The organism is Pseudomonas sp. IzPS59, from assembly GCF_014863505.1.
In the GTDB taxonomy this organism is placed as follows: Bacteria; Pseudomonadota; Gammaproteobacteria; order Pseudomonadales; family Pseudomonadaceae; genus Aquipseudomonas; species Aquipseudomonas kribbensis.
The window spans coordinates 3,803,287-3,821,115 of the sequence record NZ_CP062251.1 but is presented as its reverse complement, the minus strand read 5'-3'; the positions used below and the strand labels follow the sequence as shown (position 1 = coordinate 3,821,115).

At 62.7% G+C, this 17,829-nt stretch carries 14 protein-coding genes; 5 read left to right on the top strand and 9 right to left on the bottom strand.

The window, feature by feature from the left end; translation table 11 throughout:
- Positions 1 to 58: 58 nt before the first annotated feature.
- The 7 genes from tssH to tssB all read right to left on the bottom strand — a co-directional run bounded on the left by tssH (position 59) and on the right by tssB (position 8,460).
- Positions 59 to 2,599: a type VI secretion system ATPase TssH gene (tssH, locus tag IF189_RS17030; RefSeq protein WP_134826322.1), complete on the bottom strand. Its 2,541-nt coding sequence runs from the start codon at positions 2,597 to 2,599 to the stop codon at positions 59 to 61.
- A gap of 1 nt (position 2,600) precedes the next feature.
- Positions 2,601 to 3,626 carry a type VI secretion system baseplate subunit TssG gene (gene tssG, locus IF189_RS17025; protein ID WP_134826323.1) on the bottom strand — a complete coding sequence of 342 codons (1,026 nt, stop codon included), beginning with the start codon at positions 3,624 to 3,626 and terminating at the stop codon, positions 2,601 to 2,603.
- Positions 3,590 to 5,383: a type VI secretion system baseplate subunit TssF gene (gene tssF / locus IF189_RS17020; RefSeq protein ID WP_134826324.1), complete on the bottom strand. Its 1,794-nt coding sequence runs from the start codon at positions 5,381 to 5,383 to the stop codon at positions 3,590 to 3,592. The genes tssG and tssF overlap by 37 nt, the downstream gene beginning before the upstream one ends.
- Positions 5,367 to 5,810, bottom strand: a complete 444-nt coding sequence (gene tssE, locus IF189_RS17015) for a type VI secretion system baseplate subunit TssE (protein WP_085732028.1) — start codon at positions 5,808 to 5,810, stop codon at positions 5,367 to 5,369. Before tssE ends, tssF begins: the two co-directional genes overlap by 17 nt.
- 18 nt (positions 5,811 to 5,828) lie before the next feature.
- Entirely contained in the window at positions 5,829 to 6,326 is a 498-nt protein-coding gene (locus IF189_RS17010) for an Hcp family type VI secretion system effector (protein WP_134826326.1), read from the bottom strand.
- A gap of 77 nt (positions 6,327 to 6,403) precedes the next feature.
- Positions 6,404 to 7,888 carry a type VI secretion system contractile sheath large subunit gene (gene tssC / locus IF189_RS17005; RefSeq protein ID WP_085711487.1) on the bottom strand — a complete coding sequence of 495 codons (1,485 nt, stop codon included), beginning with the start codon at positions 7,886 to 7,888 and terminating at the stop codon, positions 6,404 to 6,406.
- A 29-nt stretch (positions 7,889 to 7,917) separates the two neighbouring features.
- Positions 7,918 to 8,460, bottom strand: a complete 543-nt coding sequence (gene tssB / locus IF189_RS17000; protein ID WP_007958861.1) for a type VI secretion system contractile sheath small subunit — start codon at positions 8,458 to 8,460, stop codon at positions 7,918 to 7,920.
- Between the two features lie 228 nt (positions 8,461 to 8,688).
- Between tssB and IF189_RS16995 the strand changes: the two genes are divergently transcribed.
- Genes IF189_RS16995 through tssA form a run of 5 tightly spaced genes read left to right on the top strand, consistent with a single transcriptional unit; the run spans position 8,689 to position 16,193 of the window.
- Complete coding sequence (locus IF189_RS16995) at positions 8,689 to 9,135, top strand: type VI secretion protein (RefSeq protein WP_134826533.1); 447 nt, start codon at positions 8,689 to 8,691, stop codon at positions 9,133 to 9,135.
- A 46-nt stretch (positions 9,136 to 9,181) separates the two neighbouring features.
- Positions 9,182 to 10,513 carry a type VI secretion system baseplate subunit TssK gene (gene tssK / locus IF189_RS16990; RefSeq protein WP_134826327.1) on the top strand — a complete coding sequence of 444 codons (1,332 nt, stop codon included), beginning with the start codon at positions 9,182 to 9,184 and terminating at the stop codon, positions 10,511 to 10,513.
- 18 nt (positions 10,514 to 10,531) lie between these two features.
- A complete protein-coding gene (locus tag IF189_RS16985) occupies positions 10,532 to 11,296 on the top strand; it encodes a DotU/TssL family secretion system protein (RefSeq protein WP_114883823.1) in 765 nt (254 codons plus the stop codon).
- Entirely contained in the window at positions 11,293 to 15,114 is a 3,822-nt protein-coding gene (locus IF189_RS16980) for a type VI secretion system protein (protein ID WP_134826328.1), read from the top strand. Before IF189_RS16985 ends, IF189_RS16980 begins: the two co-directional genes overlap by 4 nt.
- Positions 15,111 to 16,193: a type VI secretion system protein TssA gene (tssA, locus tag IF189_RS16975; protein WP_134826329.1), complete on the top strand. Its 1,083-nt coding sequence runs from the start codon at positions 15,111 to 15,113 to the stop codon at positions 16,191 to 16,193. Before IF189_RS16980 ends, tssA begins: the two co-directional genes overlap by 4 nt.
- Here tssA and IF189_RS16970 read toward each other — a convergent pair.
- Complete coding sequence (locus tag IF189_RS16970) at positions 16,190 to 17,158, bottom strand: 2-hydroxyacid dehydrogenase (protein WP_192551966.1); 969 nt, start codon at positions 17,156 to 17,158, stop codon at positions 16,190 to 16,192. The genes tssA and IF189_RS16970 overlap by 4 nt on opposite strands.
- A 139-nt stretch (positions 17,159 to 17,297) precedes the next feature.
- Positions 17,298 to 17,822 carry a cysteine hydrolase family protein gene (locus tag IF189_RS16965; protein ID WP_192551965.1) on the bottom strand — a complete coding sequence of 175 codons (525 nt, stop codon included), beginning with the start codon at positions 17,820 to 17,822 and terminating at the stop codon, positions 17,298 to 17,300.
- Between the last annotated feature and the right edge of the window lie 7 nt (positions 17,823 to 17,829).

Sequence of the window (17,829 nt, the reverse complement as noted above, 5' to 3'; positions counted from 1 at the left end):
GCGCCTGCTGTGAATGTCGGGGCGCCTGTTTTTCGGACATCTGAAAAGGTCAGACTGGCTATTCCAGCACCCATTCCGCCAACTTCCCCGTCACCTGCGTCATCAATACATTCTCTACATCACGCGCACCCGCTGCGCTGCACTTGGCGAGTACTGCGTTGACGATTCCTGAATCAAACTCGAACTGTTTGCCCGTCGCGGCCTTGTAACGACCACGCAATTTCTCCAGCTTCGCCAACACAATCCCCTCCAGCGTCGCCTCATCCAGCGGCCGGTACGCAACCACCGTCATGCGCGCCAGAAACGCAGGGCGGAAGGCTTGCAAAAGGACTTTGTGCAGCGCTTCGTTGAAGGCTTCAGAACCGATTTGCGCCACGGGCGTGTCGAGCAACAGCTCAGCGCCGACATTGCTGGTGGCGAGCATCACGGTGTTCTTGAAGTCCACCACCAGCCCGGTGCCGTCCTCCATCAAGCCTTTGTCGAAGACGTTGTAGAACGCTTCCAGAACATCCGGATGCGCCTTCTCGATCTCATCCAGCAACACCACCGAATAGGGTTTGCGCCGTACCGCTTCCGTCAGTACGCCGCCACTGCCATAACCGACGTAACCCGGCGGGGCGCCCTTGAGTTGGCTGACGGTGTGGGCTTCCTGATATTCCGAGAGGTTGATGCTGATCAGGTTGCGTTCGCCGCCGTACAAGGCATCTGCCAGCGCATACGCGGTTTCGGTTTTGCCAACGCCAGTGGGGCCGACCAACAAGAACACACCAACCGGTTTTTGCGGATCAGTGAGCCCGGCGCGGTAGGCCTGGAGGCGCTGTGCGATGGTCGCGAGTGCCGTTTTCTGGCCCATCACGCGCAAGCCCATGCGCTGGCCAAGGGTGCGCACGGCATGGGCTTCGTCGGCGAGCATTTTGCCGACGGGGATGCCGGTCCAGCCGGCGATCACGGCAGCGACGGTTTTGCTGTCGACTTGTTCGGGCACCAGCGGATCGTCCTGGCGAATCGCATCGAGCCCTGCCTCCAGGCGCAGCAGTTCGGCGGCCAGATGATCAATGCGGCTGTCCGTGGCTTCATCGGGCTTGTCGCTGTCGGCGCTTTCGCTCAACGCCAGCAACTCGCGACGGGTCTCGAGCAGTTCGCGCACAGCCACGCGCTCTTCGCCCCATCGAGTTTCCAGTTCGCGGATGGTTTGCACATTGGTTTTCGATTCATTTTCCAGCAGCGTGATGCGCTCACGATGATCCAGCCCCGTGGCCTGTTCCCGGCGCAGGCGCTCGACTTCATCCTTCAAACTGTTCTGCCGGTGGCGCAGGCTTTCCAGCGGTGGCGGCACGTCATGCTGACCAAGGGCGACCCGGGCGCATGCGGTGTCGAGCACGCTGATGGCCTTGTCCGGTAGCTGGCGTCCGGAGATGTAGCGATGGGAGAGTTTCACCGCTTCGTGGATCGCCGCGTCCAGCACTTGCACGCCGTGGTGCTGTTCGAGTTTGGCGGCCACGCCGCGAAGCATTTCCACAGCGGTGATTTCGTCCGGCTCTTCGACCTGCACCAGCTGAAAACGGCGGGCGAGGGCTGGGTCTTTCTCGAAGTATTTCTTGTACTCCATCCAGGTCGTGGCGGCCAAAGTGCGCAGCTCACCTCGGGCCAGCGCCGGTTTCAGCAGGTTGGCCGCATCGCTGCCACCCTCGGCTCCGCCCGCGCCGATCAAGGTGTGAGCCTCGTCGATGAACAGGATGATCGGCTTGTCGGCGCTGCGAACGGCATCGATCACGCCTTTGAGCCGTTGTTCGAATTCTCCTTTGACCCCGGCACCGGCCTGTAACAGGCCCAGGTCGAGCACCCGCAGGCTGACTTCCTGTAACGACGGCGGCACGTCACCGGCGGCGATGCGCAGCGCCAGGCCTTCGACCACGGCGGTTTTGCCCACGCCCGGTGCGCCGACCAGAATCGGGTTGTTTTGCCGGCGCCTCAAAAGAATGTCGATGCACTGACGAATCTCGCCGTCGCGACCAACGATGGGATCGATGCGCCCGGCATGAGCGTCAGCGGTCAGGTCCTGGGTGTATTGGTCCAGTACCGAATCCTGCCGTGGCGCCGCATTTCCTGAAGACACAGAGCGTGGTCCAGCGTGCTCGCGGGAGTTCTCCGTCCACTCCAGCAGATTCGCGCGCAGGGCTTCTTTCGGAATCCGCAGCAATGAAGACGCACTGTTGAGCAGCAGACTTCGGCGCTCGTCGCGATCAATCAACGCGAGTAGCAAGAGCCCGGAGCGAATGCTGTCGATCCCCAGCACACTGGCCTGGACCACCGCATCCTCCAGCAGTCCCAGCGTGTGCGATGACAACGCCGGGGTACGCGTGCTGCCAGCCTTGAACAGATCCAGTGCCTTGTTGATTTCAGCTGTCAGTGCATCCCGTTCCAGCCCGAAACGCGGTAGCAGGAAAGTAAAGTCGCCACCGTCAATGTCGAGCAATTCCAGCAACAGATGCTCGATTTCGACAAAGTGATGCCCGCGCTGCAAACAGCGCTGGGCGGCGCGTTCGAGGGCGCGGCGGTTGTCCGGGTTGAGGCGTCCGATCAGGCTGGCCAGTTCCATTTCAGGTGATCTCCAGCTGACGAAGACGGGTTTCGATCCGTTGCACTGCAAGGCTGGCCTGACGCTGCAAACCACCGTTCCAGCTCAACAACGCCGGGGCCTGGCGACCGAGCTTCAGCGGCCCGGCACCGCGCACCAGCATCACCAGTTTCACGTCCAGATCCGGGCCGAAATACAACGCCGCCAGGCTCGCCAGTGCCGGGTGCGATTCGCCGTCCGGCAGAAAGCTTCCGGCCTGCGCCGAGGACAATGGCCCGAGCGTCAAACGAATCCCGGCATGCTCATCCCAGACTCGCGTGCCGGCCACGGCGGTGCGACCCAGTTGCAGATTGCGCCCGCCAGCCTTCATGACGCTGCGGCTGGCGGCCGGAATCTCACGCCACGCGCCCTCATAGGCGCTCAGCTCCACCGGCACGGCAAATTGCTCGCGGACAATGGCTGCGAACCCGGCCAATGACCGGCGGCCATCGGCGTATAACGCAGTGCAGGCCAGCACGGCGCAGTCGGGAATCGCCTGGCGTTCCTGCAGGGATTTGGGCAACAACCCGGTCAGCGCCCGCAATTGCGCCTGCACCGGCGAGGCGCCGGGCGTGGTAAAGCCGAGGGCGATCCGGTGTTTGCGCATCACCTTGTACAGCAGACTCAGTAGCCGATGCTGGAACAGATCGAGGAACTCGGCAGGTGCGTGATCCTTGGCCCGGGTCCGTTGTTGCAGCCATTCCTGATAGGCGTAGGGCAGGGGGCCGTCGGGGCCGCCGAGGCCGAACATCGGCGAGTTGAGGGTCAGTGGTTCACCCGGTTTTTCTTCAAGGCTTTCGATCTGGCTGGCGGCGAACACGGGCGTCAACGGCCCGCGCAATTTCAGCGCTTCGACCTGCGGCGACGTGCCTGAACCGAGGGAGTCGGCCTGCGGCTGTTCGCGCTCCAGCAACAGCAACGCCTGCAACCATTCGAACGCCTGCGGATCGCGGCGCAGACGCTGGCCCAGGGTCAGAGCGAAAGGGGCATGCCGGCTTGGGGTTGCCATGCCTTGACCTCCTTGTCTGCCTGCATGAGTACCGTGCGCACAAAGCGATTGGCCGTGGCGTACACCGAAAAGAACTGTGCGAGCACTGCCGAGAACAGCACCGCGCTGCTACCAACGAAATGCTGCGGATCAAGCTGCAATTGCACTTCAAGTCCGTTGCGCCAGCCGCGCCAGGCATCGGCGCCGACATGGCCTATCACCCGTTCGCAAGCCAGGCTCAGCAAGCCATCGATCTGGCGCAGGGCGCTGGCTTCATCACGCAGGTTATGCAGATGCAGAATCTCCTTCAGCGCATCCATGGCCTGCGGCCCTTCGACCAGCGACAAATGATTGAGGGTCAGTTGCGACACCAGCCGCCAGCGCGAATCACCGTCCAGTCGCGGCAGACTCTGCGGGCTCGGCGGATTGCGCAGGCGTGCCCACGCCACCGGGCCTGGCCGCTCGAATCCCAGCGGCGTGCCGGCCGGCAGGCTCTGGGCCAGATGCCGGTTGGTGCACAGCAGTTCGGCCGTTAGGCTGTAGTCGGGCAGATCGGTTTGCGGTTCAAAACGGGTGTCGACGACGCTGACCAGAAGATCACTGCCGAGCCGGTTCGGCGACTGGCCGTTGACTCGCCGCGCATGCCAGTAACGCTGTTGATCGCCGCCGCTGTGCTGGCTGCCGTAATAGGCGGGCAGGCGCTGCACGCCGGCGCTGGAGCTGGAGCGCATCGCGCGGATGCTGTGGATCTCGACGCTGTTTTCCCGATGGCTGTCGGCGACCAGTCGGTATTCGCTGCGGGTGCCGTCGGGGCGCAGCGGCTCGGAGGTGCGTGGGAACAGATTGATCACCGGTGCACAGCCAAGCGCGATGTCGCTGGCCTGCAAGTGCAATCGACCCGCCGGCGCACGGTCGAAAACGATATAGAGGTAGAGCGTCTGGCTGTCGCTGGAAACGCCGCCGAGTGGCAGGTCGAAGAAATGGAATTTCTCCGGGAAGGCAAAGTATTCCGCCAACAGGCGCATGCCCGGGTGTACACCGTCCTCGTCCGGCAGCAGCACTTCGTCGTCGGAGAACCCGACGATCTGCGGCAGTCCCTTCACCTTCGCCGGAATGCTCCCCGGCGAGCCTGCGAGCACCTGCACGGCATGGGCGCCGAGCAGGTCATAGAGCCCGGCATTGATCACCGGTGAGGCGGCCAGGTGAATGCGTAAACTGTCGATCTCCAGTTCGGACCATTGGCTTTCGCCCAGGCATCGCAGGCTCAGGCGCAAGGCCGAACGGGACTGCGCCACGCCGGTCAGCGCCTGTGCTTCGTCGCTGCCGAGCAACAGCGCTTCAGTCACTTCGATCGGCCACAGCCGCACGGCGGAACTGGTGCGAAAGTGAATGCTTTCGCCCTTGCTGGTGGTGACGAACAGCGGCGTGTCCCGGGGCAGGGGATAGCCGCCGTCGAGTTTGCCTTTGCTCGGGTCCGGCTCGAACTGCACGATGGCGCAGGACGGCAGCGGGCGCACGGCCAAGGGATAGAGCTGTTCCAGCAAGGCATCGCTGAACTCGGCGTAGTCGTCATCCAGACGTCGTTGCAGACGCGCCGCGAGCAGGGCGAAGCCTTCGAGCAATCGCTCGACGTGCGGGTCGGGGCACTCACCGGGAGACAGCTCCAGCCGCCGCGCGACTTTCGGGTAGCGTTCGGCAAACTGGCTGCCGGCGTGACGCAACCAGGTCAGTTCACGCTGGTAGTAGTCGAGCAGTTGCGGGTCAATCGAGTCGCTCATGGCGCACCTCCAGCCCTTCGTTGCCGGGCTCGATGACAAAGGCCACCGGCCAGTGCAGCGAGCCGCTGCGCAATTCGCCGAGCAGGCGGATGCTCAATCGCTGGGGCTGTTCGGGGAGGGGATTGACCTGAACCTCGCCCAGCAGCAGGCGTGGTTCGAAATGGGTGATGGCCTCGCGAATGTCCCGCGCCAGGCGACGCCGGTCATCGCTGCGCTGTTGTTGCAGGGCGCTCCAGTCGGCGATGCCGTAGTCGATAACGCTCGGGGGTGTCGTCAGTGCGCGCGGGCCACGGCGGGTGTTGAACAGGCGCCCGAGCTCGGCGTGCACCGAGTCGAGCAAGTCCTGGCGATCGAACACCGGCGGTTCGTCGGCCTCGCTCCAGGCGAGGCGTTCGAACAGCGGTGCGCGTATGCCGGTGCCGGCCATGGTGGCGTAGACGTCCGGTTACTTGCTGGCCTTGTTCGCGGCCAGGTCCCAGACCGTACCGGCGGTGCCTTCCTTGGTGCCGTCGTCTTTCTGTGCGGTAAGTTCCCATTTGATTTTGGTGAAGTTCAAGGAAATGGTTTCCACCGGCTTACCTCCAGTGCCGCCGCTGACGCTGACGTTGGACAGCACCACGTTGGTCAGGGTGTAGATGATAAACGGCATCAGTTGCCCGCTGCCTTCGGCGGCGTTGCGGCCGATGGTGATCTTGGCCTCTGGGATCGGTTTACCGGCGCAGCAATATTCGTTGAGGGAGGGTGTCGAGCTGTCGACGAACTTCGACAAGGTAAACTCACCGATATGCGGCCGGCCCGAGGTACGCTCCGAGTTGCTGACGTCGTTGGTCACCTGCATCGCCACGTTGTGGCTGTAGGACATGACTTCGATCTTGTCCTTGTAGCCCTCGAGCAGGCTGTCGCCTTTGATGTCGCCGCCGAGGTCGAGAATGATTGCATCCATCGCTTGAAACTCCTGAAGGTTGTCGCGCTAGACAAACGGGGGAGCGCCCGCAGGGAAATCCTGCGGGCGCAGGCAGGTCAGGCTGCTACCGGAGGCGGCAGGGTGGCGACCAGGCGGATCGACGCGGTCAGCTCTTCCAGCTGGAAGTGCGGCCGCAGGAATACCGTCGCGCGATAGGCACCGGGCTTGCCGGCGACTTCGGTGACGTCCACCCGCGCTTCACGCAACGGGTATTGCGCCTTGATTTCCTGCGGCGCGTTGTCGTTGATCAGCACGTAGTCGGCGATCCAGTTGTTGAGGTAGGTCTGCACGTTGTCGCGGGTCATGAAACTGCCGACCTTGTCGCGCATGATCACCTTCAGGTAATGGGCGAAACGCGAAGCCGCGAGCACGTACGGCAACATCGCCGAGATTCGTGCGTTGGCATTGGCCTCGTTGGTGTTGTAGACCTTGGACTTGTTGGTGGTCTGGCCGCCGAAGAACACCGCGATGTCGCTGTTCTTCTTGTGGCACAGGGCGATGAAACCGAGGTCGTTGAGTTCCTTCTCACGACGGTCGGTGATCGCCACTTCGGTCGGGCATTTCAGCGACAGGTCGCCGGAGCTGGTACGGAAAGTGTGTGCCGGCAGACCTTCGACCGCGCCACCGCCTTCAGCGCCACGGATCGCCGCGCACCAACCGTACTTGGCAAAGGCCTCGGTGATGCGTTGCGACAGCGCCCACGCGGCATTGCCCCACAGGTATTTGCTGTGATCGGTGCCGTTGGTGTCTTCGACGTAATTGATGCCTTCCACCGGCGAGGTGTCCGGGCCGTATGGCAGACGCAGCAGGAAGTGCGGCAGCACCAGCGAGACGTAACGCGAGTCTTCACTTTCGCGGAACGAGCGCCACTTGATCAGTTCCTGGCTCTCGAAGACTTTCGACAGGTCACGGGGCACGGCCAGTTCGGTGAAGCTGTTCATGTCGAACAGCCGCGGGCTGGCGGCAGCGATGAAGGGCGCGTGCGCAGCGGCGGCAACGTTCGACAGTTTCTCCAGCAGGCCGATGTCCTGTGGGTGACGGCCGAAGGTGTAATCACCGACCAAAAGGCTGAACGGGTGGCCACCGAAAGTGCCGTATTCCTCTTCGTAGATCTTCTTGAACAGGGCGCTCTGGTCGAACTCGACGGCTTTTTCCAGGTCGTTCTGCAGCTCTTTCTGCGTCACGTTGAGCAGGCGCAACTTCAACCGGGTGCTGGTTTCGGTGTTCTGCACCAGCATGTGCAGGCCGCGCCAGGACGCTTCGAGTTTTTGCAGGTCCGGGTGGTGCAGCACTTCGTTGAGCTGGGCGCTGATCAGTTCATCGATCTTGCTGATGCGGTCGTTGATCATCGCCACGGTGTCCTTGTCGATGGCCATGCCTTCGTCGAGTACCTGGGTGGCGAATTCCGCGAGCATGTCGCGGGCATAGTCCTGCTGGCTGTCGTCATGGGCCATGCGGCCCTCGGCGATGATCCGGTCAAGCAGGGATAAAGTTTCGGCGGCAGCATTTTCGCTGGCTTGATTCTGGGCGGCGGCGGGCATGGCGAATTCTTCCTCGGTCAGGTGGACGATCAGGCTTGCGGTTCGGCCGGGGCCTCGGCATCAGCTGCCGGGACAGCGGTGTCCGGGCGAGCCGATTTGATCTCTTGCAAGCCTTCGGTGTTGGCGATGACATCGCGCAACAGCTTGTCGAGATCGTCGTTGCCGTCGAGTTTGGTCAGCAGGTCGCGCAGGCGCTGACGGGCTTCGAACAGGCGCCGCAGCGGGGTGACTTGCTCCACCACCTTGACCGGGTCGAAATCGTCGATGTGTTTGAAGTTGAGTTCGATGTTCAGCTTGCTGTCGTCGCCGCTGAGGGTGTTGTTGACTTGCAGCGTGGCGCGAGGGGCGATGGAGGCGAGGACGTCGTTGAAGTTGTCGCGGTCGATTTCGGTGAAACGGCGTTCAGTCAGTTTTGCCAGTGGTTCGAGCGGCTTGCCCGAGAGATCGGCAAGAATCCCGACCACCAGCGGCAATTCCTTTTTCTCGATGGCGTTGCCGATTTCGACGTCATAGGTGATTTGCACTCGGGGCGGGCGAACCCGGTCGAGCTTGTGCTGGGTACTTTCTGCCATGTCGGCGGACTCCGATGCGATGAGCGGGCGCAATGCATCGGGGAGGCCCGTTCATCGCTTTCCCTTGCTGGACCACAGGTTAGAAAGGGAGGCAGATGACCTGTCGTTCCTTTGACAAACCTTCCACATTCGGCTGTAGGAACCGAACTACCCAAGACGCTAGAACAGGTCTATAAAAATGCAAGCGAAAAACATTTTTGGACTGTCTCGCGAAAAGGAAAATTCATTTTGTCTTCACGACTTTTTCTAACATTCGGGTTTGCGCTGCTCGCGGGCTGTTCGTTCTTCGGGCCGAAAGTCGACCTCGACAGCCTGACCCTCGACGTCGCACCCAAGGCCAATGACGACACACCGATTGCCGTGGATTTCATCGCGGTCAATGACCCTGACCTGCTCAAGCAACTGTCGGGCATCAGCGCCCAGCAGTGGTTCGCCGGGCGCGAGCAGTACCAGCGCGACTATCGTCAGCTGATGAGCGTGTGGGGACTGGAGCTGGTGCCGGGGCAATTCATCGACCGCCAACCCTTCCCGCTGGGGGGCAAGCGGGCGGCTGGACTTTTAGTCTTCGCCAGCTATAACACACCCGGAGCGCACCGCTTGCGGCTGGACGATCAGAGCGATGCGTGGCTCAAGTTCGACAGCCGCGAGATGACCCTGGTCAGCAAGGAAAACTGAAAAAAACCGTCCGCCGCCGGTTCGCGGTGCAGTCGAAGGGAGTCGTATGAGTCTGCTACCTGACGCGGTCTGCTGGCATGAAGGCATGCAATTGCTGCCTCAGCATTTTCAGTTGCAGGGCCTGCGGGCCGAAGCGCTCGGCGCGCATCTGGCCCAGGCGTGCAACCCGTGGTTCTTCGGGGTCAGTCACATGGAGTTCGACCCTTCGGCGATGAGTGCCGGGGTGGTGCGGGTGATGTCCTTGCAGGGGACGATGCCCGACGGGTTGCCGGTCAATCTGCAGGTTGGAGTCGGGCCGTTGCTGGAGCTGGATGTCGGCCCGTCGATCAACGAAACCGACGATGCGACTGTCACCGTGTACCTGGCGATCAGCCCTTTGTGGCGCGCCGGTCAATTGCTGCCGCTCAAGGGCCGTTTGCAGTCGGTGGTCGGCGAGGCCCTGCCGGATCTCACCAGCGGCGAGTTCCCCGAATCGATCACGGTGTGGCGACCCAATCCGCGTCTGTGCACGCAACTCAACAAGGCGGATTCGATCTGCCTGCCGCTGCTGAAAATCCGCAGGGAGGGCGGCGGTTTCCTGCCGTTGCCGTATACACCGCCGACGCCGGTCCTGTTGCCGGAATCGCCGCTGGGCCGGCGGATTGCCGGGCTCTGTGCGCGGGCCCGGGAGAAATGCCTGTTTCTCGGCGGGCGTCTGCGTCAGGCACAACAGTCCGGCAATCAGGACGATGCGCTGGAGATTCGTCGTCAACTTACCGCGTTATGGACGCGGCTGCCGGAAGTCGAGGGCGCGCTGAGCAGCCGCATTGCCCATCCGCAGGCGTTGTATGTGCAGTTGCTGGGGCTGGCCGGCGCGTGGTCGGCGCTGGATCCGCTGGCGGGGGTGCCGTCGTTTGCGCCGCTGGATTTTTTCGAGTTGCAGCGTGGGTACGAACCGCTGCTCGATTGGCTGGAAACCACGCTGGAGCTGATCCGCGCCGGTTATCGCAGCATTGCATTCGAGCGCAGTGAACACAGCTTTTCCATTCAGTTGCCGGACGAGCAGCCGAGTCAGCGGCTGGTCATCGGCCTGCGCATGCCCAACGGCGCCAGCGAACAGGCGGCCGGCGAGTGGCTGCGCGGCGCGATCATCGCCTCGGCGCCACACATCGCCTTGCTCAGCCGCCAGCGCATGAGCGGTCTGACGCACCAGGCCATGAGTCGCAGCGAGCAAGTGGCCTACAGCGTCGGCGACGACACCCGACTGTTTGTGGTGACCGCCGAAGGCAACTGGTTCGACGCGCAATTGCCGCTGGTGATCGCCGCGCCGGCCACCCGGTTGACCAGCAGTCCGTGGCAAGTGGTGCTGTTTGTCGCCCAGAACAGTGAAAGTGCCTGATCACACAAGGAACGCCGTATGTCGCAAGGAAGTGCCGCAAGCCTTGGGTTGCAGGACGCACCGTTGAGCAGCGCGTTCCGTCAGACGTGGCAGCAATGGCAACTGGACTGGACGCAGTTGCCCAAGGACATCGAGGACGATGCGGCGCTGGTCGAAACCGTGGTCGAGCTGTCCACCCAGGCTTCACAACGGCTGTGGCGCACGGCGTTTTCGCGGGTCGGCGACTCGGCGACCGAACAGGTCAAGGCGCTGGTGTACGCCTTCGTTGCGCTGGTCGATGAAACGCTGCTGTTCAGCCCATGGCCGGGCCAGAGCGCCTGGCAGGAAAAACCCCTGGAATCGCGCCTCTACTCCAGCCGGCAGGCGGGTGAGCAGTTGCCGGCGGCGATCCAGACTCTTCTCGATGAGCAGCAACCCACCACCCGCGATCTCGCCAACGTTTATCTGCAATGCCTGATTCTCGGTTTCCACGGACGTTTGCGCGGCGAGCATAGCCAGGCGCAACTGGAGAAGTGGCGGCTGGCGCTGTTCACCTTTGCCTGGCAGGACGAGGCCAGTTACGACGATGTCAGCCAGCGCCTGGTGCAGCCGTCGCTGGCCGCGCCGTTGCAACTGCCGGTGCGCACGGCGTTGCCGGACGGCTTTCGTCTGGCGCTGGGGATTCTGGCGATGGTGCTGTTGCTGACCGGGGTCGGCCAGTTCTTGTGGAGCGACATTCGTTCCGAACTGGAGCCGGTGCTGCAAACCACCGACTCGATGGCGGCGCCGGAGCAAGACTCATGAGTACCTTGACGATCGTCGCGTGGGTGGTGGCGGTGCTGTTGTTGCTGGTGATCGTTGGGGTGGCGGTGTGGTGGCTGCGCACTCGAAGCGGTGCGGCGATCCGCAGCTTCTATCTTGCGGTGCGGCACATGGAGCAAGAGCAGGGCACTCACGATCGCTATCAGTTGCCATGGCTGCTGATGCTCGGCGATGAGGTCCAGGGCACGCAACTGGTGACCGAATGGCGCCTGCAACCCACCGACAAACCGGCCTGGTTCGGCCGTTGGTGGTCGGACCCTGAAGGGGCGGTGCTGGTCGTACCCCAAGGCCTGTTTCTGCCGGAAGACGGCATGCATTTGCAACGGGGTGGCTGGTGGCGGTTGCTTGGACTGATCCTGCGCCTGCGCAGCAAGCGTCCGCTCGACGGGGTGATCTGGACCGTACCGGTCAGTCGCCTGGGCAATCTGGAGCAGGCGACGCAGTTGGGTCTGGCGGCGCGCCGACGCTTCATCGACCTGTTGCAACGTTTTGGTTTGAGCGTGCCGGTTTACGTGATTGTCACCGGTCTTGAAGAACTGCCGGGGTTTCAGGACCTGATCAGCGCGCTGCCGGATGAGGCACGCGAACGCACCCTGGGCTGGTCATCGCCGTTTGCGCGAGATGCGGTGTGGCAGGGGCAGTGGAGTGATCAGGCACTGGATCGCCTGCACCGCGCGGTTGCCGAAGCGGTGATTGAACTCGGTACGTTGTCCGGGCAGTTGACCGCAGATCTGTATGCCTTGCCCGAGCGTCTCGAAACGCTGCGTCGGGGTCTGCAGAACGTGCTGGAACCGGTGTTCCAGGGCAACGCGCAGGGCGAGGCTCCGTGTTTTCGCGGCGTGTACTTCAGCGCCAATCAACCGGCCGACGACGCACTGGACGGCTTCAGTGCCGATGACAGTGGTCTGCAGCGCAGCGTGTTCATGCGTCAGCTGTGGCGCCAGCGTCTGGTGGGCGAGCGGGGTCTGGCCCAGGGGGTGCCGCGTCTGTTGCGCCTGCGTCAGCGCTGGCAACGGCTGACGGCCGGTGTGGCGCTGGTGGTCGGGGTCGTCTGGGCGCTGGCGATGTTCTGGGTGTGGAACCAGTCGGTCAAGGATGCCCATGAGCTGGCGCGGCTGATGCAAGGCGCGCAGAAGAGTTACGTCACGGTCACCGATGACGCTCACCGCGTCGAGCCGACCCGGCGCAACGTTCAGAGCTTCTGGCGGGTGCTGGAAAAGGCACCGCACTGGCACTACGTGTCGCTGGCGTTTCCTTCATCGTGGGTTTCTTCTGTCGATGTGAAGATCGAACGGGCGGTGTTCCAGGCCGCCCAGCGTCATATGATCCAGCCGCTGCATGAATTGCTGGTGGCGGAGCTGGCGAAGCTCAAGGCGATCCGCTCGACGGATCGGCGCAACAGTGTCGAAAGCGAAGACCCGGCCCAGTGGCAGAACTACCAGAAAGCCACGGATCTGGTGGACCGGGCGCTGCGCCTGGAGCAACAGAACCAGTTGTTCGCCGAAGTGCAGAACAATCAGCGAGTACCACTGGACGATCTGGTGCAACTGAGCAACAACGCGCTGTCGCTCAACCTCAACGCAGCGACGCTACCTCACGCCGCTTACTACAACCGGCTGCTGGCGGCGGGGGACAGTGGTGATTTGCAGGCGCTGGATTTGAGTGTCGAGCGGCCGTTGATCGTCAGCAATTTCAACGGACTGATGGAGCGCTGGCTCGATCAGTATTTCCTGGCCGACAACTTTGTCAGCAAGGCCGGCTACCTCAAACTGCATCTGGAGCAGCTCGAGGCCGGGAGCGGCAACAGCCTCAGCGAGCTGGAAGACCTGCGCGCGCTGATCGATGACCTGCAAGCCGCGATTGCCCTGACCAACTCGACCTGGAGCCGCGGCAAGGGCCAGGAGCTGGTGCCGGGCTACCGCGAATTTCTCGACAAGGTGCGCAAAAGCACGCTGCTCGGGCCTGCGGTCGAGCAACAACTCGACGCCCAGGCGGGCAAGTTGCAGCAGAGTTTCCGTGACCAGTGGATCGCCCAGATCGGTTCGCGTGGCAACTTGCTTGTGCAACAGGGCAGCGGGCAACTGGCGTTGCAGGATCAGGTGGTGAAACTCAATAACGCGGTGCAGGCGCTGTTCAAGCGCGACTTCGTGTCCATCGCCATGCGCGCCACCGAAGACAACGTCAACCTGCAAGGTCAGACCGTCGATGGCGACGACCTGAATACCTCCCTCAACTACTTCACCAGCTACAAGAGTTACGTCGCCGAAGAACTGCCGCGCATTCCGCCGGTTTATCGCGAGGCGTTGCTGCAAGCGGCAGAAGGCGCGGCGGCGCAGGCCATGTGGCTGAGTCTGAAGGATCACAACGACCAGACGCATCCTTACGCGGTGTTCAACGTGCAGGCCGAGCAGGCGATGGCTTTGCAAAAGGCGTTTGTCGAAGTCCATCGCAGCGATTTGGCGGCGCGTCTGCAAGGCGCGCTGAATCGTCGGGCCATGGCGCAGATCGTCAACGGTCTGGATGAAATCACCGCGCAACCGCTGTTCGGTGGCCGGACTGAAATCAGTCAGTGGGACGGCTCGAAAAACCTTGGCCTGCAACTGTACGGTGCCAGCGATGTGCAGGATTTGAAGCTGAGCCTCAAGCAGCAATTCAACACCATGCTCGGCATCACCGAGCGGCGCACCTCGGCGTTGCAGTGGCTGATGACTCAACAGGGCAATCTGTCGGCGCTGGATTACGAGCGGGTGACCCAGTTCAGCGCACTCAACGATGAACTGCTCAAATACAAGGACTCGAACCCGGCCAGTTCGCCGGCGCAGATCGAGCAACTGGTCAGCCGTGATTTCATCGAGATGGACACCGGTTCCTGCGTGCAGGTGTTGCAGACCGCCAATCTGGCGGGTGGTCGCGGCACCCTGGCAATGCGTGCGGTGGAGTTGCAACAGTCGGCCATGCAGCGTTGCCAGTACCTGCAACAACAGCAGGCTGCGGCGGCGTGGAATGAACTGGCCAATTATTTCAATCAGTACCTGGCCGATCGCTTTCCGTTTGCCAACGGTTTGCAGGCGCAGGATGCGGACCCGGCGCGGGTGCAGCATTTTCTGGAAATCATCGACAAGCGTCTGCCGGTGGCCCAGGCCGGACTGGTGCTGAGCCAGACCCCGGAACGACTGGCGGCGGAAGACTTTCTCAACCGTCTCAAACAGGCGAGCCTGTGGCTGACGCCGCTGTTCGTGCGCGACAAGAGCGGCATTCTTGGTGTCGAGATGGACGTTCGCTGGCGCACTGATCGAGATGATGAGCGCGGCGCCGATCAGGTAATCGCCGGGGGGTTGCTGGCCGGCAGTCAGCAAATCAGCTATCCCGCCGCCGAGCAGCCGAACCTGCGCTGGATGGTCGGTCAGCCGATTCGCCTGACCCTGCGTTGGGCGCGCAACGGGCGCGAGCGGCCGGTCAATGATCCGCTGCAACCAAACCTGGTGGTGCGCGACATGGAGGCGGGCTGGGAGTACGGCGGGCCGTGGTCATTGTTGCGGCTGATGCGCGCGCATTTTTCGGTGCAGCGCCAGCCGAGCATGGATTACACGGATTTTCCCCTGACGTTGCGTCTGCCGGTCACTGCGCTCAATGACAGTGTCACCAGCGAATTCACCCGGATGTTCGTGCGGCTGTCGTTGATGAGCCAGGGTTCGAAACTGCCGCTGTCGATTCCACCGTTGCCGACCCGGGCGCCGCGTTCGCCGTTCCAGGTAACCGGCACCACCGCCGCCATTGAATCCCGCGAGGAGGGCCTGTGAGCCTGCCATCTGCAACCTTGCCCGACCTGATCGATCAGTTGCTCGCACCGATCAGTACCGATGCGCCTTGTGGTGCGGATCTGCGTTACGAGCGCGAGTTCGATCAATTGCGCGACCTGCGCCGTGAAGACGATGCGAGCCTGCCGACCGGGGTCTGGCAATCGACGTTGAAACAGGCGAACTGGCCGGCAGTGGAAACACTCACCACTACGCTGCTGATCGAGCGCAGCAAGGACCTGATGCTCAGCGCCTGGCTCGGCGAGGCCTGGCTGCATCTTCAGGGATTGGACGGATTGCCCGGCAGCCTGGCGCTGATCGCCGGATTGTGTGAGCGCTATCCCGAACAGCTGCACCCGCAGGCCGAGGAGGGTGATCAGTCGTGGCGGGTGATTCCACTGGAGTGGCTGGTGCGTCGGTACAGTGAAGTGCTGCTGACCCGCGTGCCGCTGTTCGGCTCGCACAACAGCGATTTCGAGGCGTACAACCTGGAAACCTGGCGCCGCTTGCAGGTGCAGCAGGTGCAGGTCAATGACAGCAAGAATGCCAAGACTTCGGCAGAGACCGCACGCAATGAACAGAAGAAACTCAGCGAACAGGTGCGTGCCACGCCATTGGCGTTCTGGCTGCGCCAACAAGGCAACCTGCTGCTGAGCCAGCAACACCTGCAGCGCCTGAACGCCTGGAGCGATACGTATCTGGGTGATCAGGGGCCGGGATTGCAGCCCTTGCAGGAGATCATTCAAGCGCTGCTGAAACTGGTTCAGGAGTTCATCGCCATGCATCCACAAAAACCGGCGCCGGTCGCACCCGTCGAAGCCCCCGTGGTGGAGGCGCAACCGGTCGAGGAAGCCGCCGTGGCGGCGCAGGTCTTTCGTGAGCCGGCGAGCCGTGAAGAGGCCTATCGGCAATTGCTGCTGATCGCCGAATACCTGGCCCGCACCGAACCCCACAGCCCCGTGCCGTACTTGATCCGGCGCGGGGTGGAGTGGGGCAACAAGCCATTGAGCGAACTGCTCGGCGAGTTGATCTCGGCCGACGCCGAATCGCGACGGCTGTGGACGTTGCTCGGCGTGCTTTAGTGCACGCGCTGATTGTTCTGCTTCGGCGGCAGTGTCAGCGGTGTCAGCACTGGCTCCCCGGAAAAGAACGCCACCAGGTTTTTCCCCACCAGTTCCACGGTGCCTTGGGTGGCTTCCGGTGACAGCCCGGCGACGTGCGGGGTGAGGATCACGTTGCTCAGGGTTTTCAGTGCGTCCGGAACCCGCGGTTCGTGGTCGAACACATCCAGTGCGGCGCCGGCAATTCGCCGTTGTTCAAGTGCCGTGATCAGGTCCGCCGTGGCGATCACGCTGGCGCGGGCGATATTGACGATAAAGCCTTTGGGCCCCAGCGCGTCCAGCACGGGACGGGTCACCAGATGCTGGCTGCCGATGCCGCCGGGCGTCGCCACCACCAGAAAATCCGAGGCCCGCGCCAGTTCGGTCGGGGTCGAGCAGAAGGTATAAGGCACGTCGTTGCGCACCTGGCGGTTGTGGTAGCTGATCTCCATGTCGAAACCCAGGTTCGCCCGTTTGGCGATGGCCATGCCCACCGCGCCGAGGCCGAGAATCCCCAGCCGCTTGCCCGCCAGGGACGGGCGCATGATCTTCGGCCATTCGCCACGGCGCACCGCGGCATCGCAGCGTGGAATGTCGCGTACCAGCGCCAGCAGCAACGCCATGGCATGGTCGGCCACCGACAACGTATTGACACCGGCACCGTTGGTGACGGTCAGGCCCCGGTTGCTGGCGGCTTGCAGGTCCACTTGTTCGTAGCCGGCGCCGATCACGCAGATGATTTTCAGCGCAGGCAATGCGGCGATTTCTTCGGCGTACAGACCCAGTGGGCCACGGGTCAGCACTGCGTCGATACGAGCACCGTGAGTGGCAATGGCCTGGGCGCGTTCGGCGGGAGTCGGGGCAAGAATCAGGTGAAAGCCCTGTCGTTCAAGAATGGGCAAATAGTCATTGATGGTTTCAACCAGTACCAGAACGGTGGCGGGCATTGCTCGGCTCCTGTGATCGTCGGCGGGTCGGTCGCGAAAGTCGTGTCAGAGTGCTGATTGCAGAGCGGTTTGGCAATGGCCGACATTGCCCCGCACCAGCCAGTGTAGGAGCTGATGCGGGGAGTGCGCGGGCGCTTCGTCAGAAGGCGATGTCGGCAGTGTTGATCAACCGCACGAACGCCGCGCCGAGGGTTGCGTGGTGATGCTCGATGATCGCCTGGGCCGGCAGTACGGGGGTGTCCATGCAAGTGTGGGCATCGGCTACCAGCAATGGCTTGAAGCCCAGATCGGCCGCGGCACGGCAAGTGCTGTCGATGCAGAACTGGGTTTTCATGCCGACGATGTACAGGTCTTCTATGTTCGCGGAGTTGAGTTGCCGGGCCAGCTCGGTGCCGTGGAAGGCGTTGGGGCGGAGTTTGTCGACGAAGGTGGCGTTTGCGGCATCCAGCTCAAGCGCTGGCAGTAACTGCCAGAACGCACTGCTGGCGGCAATCGGCGAGCCCGCCGGGCCGGTGTGGCGAACGGCAAAAATTGGCACCTGGCGGTGGCGTGCCAGGGCGATCAAGTGCTGGATGTTGGCGAGCATGCGTTCGCCGTCGTGGGGTTTTTCCTGACCCTGGAACAGGCCGATCTGCATATCGATGATCAACAGTGCTGCGGACATGGTGTTT

Coding starts and splice junctions, on each gene's coding strand:
- tssH (WP_134826322.1), bottom strand. CDS start 2,599: ATGGAACTGGCCAGCCTGATCGGACGCCTCAACCCGGACAACCGCCGC.
- tssG (WP_134826323.1), bottom strand. CDS start 3,626: ATGGCAACCCCAAGCCGGCATGCCCCTTTCGCTCTGACCCTGGGCCAG.
- tssF (WP_134826324.1), bottom strand. CDS start 5,383: ATGAGCGACTCGATTGACCCGCAACTGCTCGACTACTACCAGCGTGAA.
- tssE (WP_085732028.1), bottom strand. CDS start 5,810: ATGGCCGGCACCGGCATACGCGCACCGCTGTTCGAACGCCTCGCCTGG.
- IF189_RS17010 (WP_134826326.1), bottom strand. CDS start 6,326: ATGGATGCAATCATTCTCGACCTCGGCGGCGACATCAAAGGCGACAGC.
- tssC (WP_085711487.1), bottom strand. CDS start 7,888: ATGCCCGCCGCCGCCCAGAATCAAGCCAGCGAAAATGCTGCCGCCGAA.
- tssB (WP_007958861.1), bottom strand. CDS start 8,460: ATGGCAGAAAGTACCCAGCACAAGCTCGACCGGGTTCGCCCGCCCCGA.
- tssK (WP_134826327.1), top strand. CDS start 9,182: ATGAGTCTGCTACCTGACGCGGTCTGCTGGCATGAAGGCATGCAATTG.
- IF189_RS16985 (WP_114883823.1), top strand. CDS start 10,532: ATGTCGCAAGGAAGTGCCGCAAGCCTTGGGTTGCAGGACGCACCGTTG.
- IF189_RS16980 (WP_134826328.1), top strand. CDS start 11,293: ATGAGTACCTTGACGATCGTCGCGTGGGTGGTGGCGGTGCTGTTGTTG.
- IF189_RS16970 (WP_192551966.1), bottom strand. CDS start 17,158: ATGCCCGCCACCGTTCTGGTACTGGTTGAAACCATCAATGACTATTTG.
- IF189_RS16965 (WP_192551965.1), bottom strand. CDS start 17,822: ATGTCCGCAGCACTGTTGATCATCGATATGCAGATCGGCCTGTTCCAG.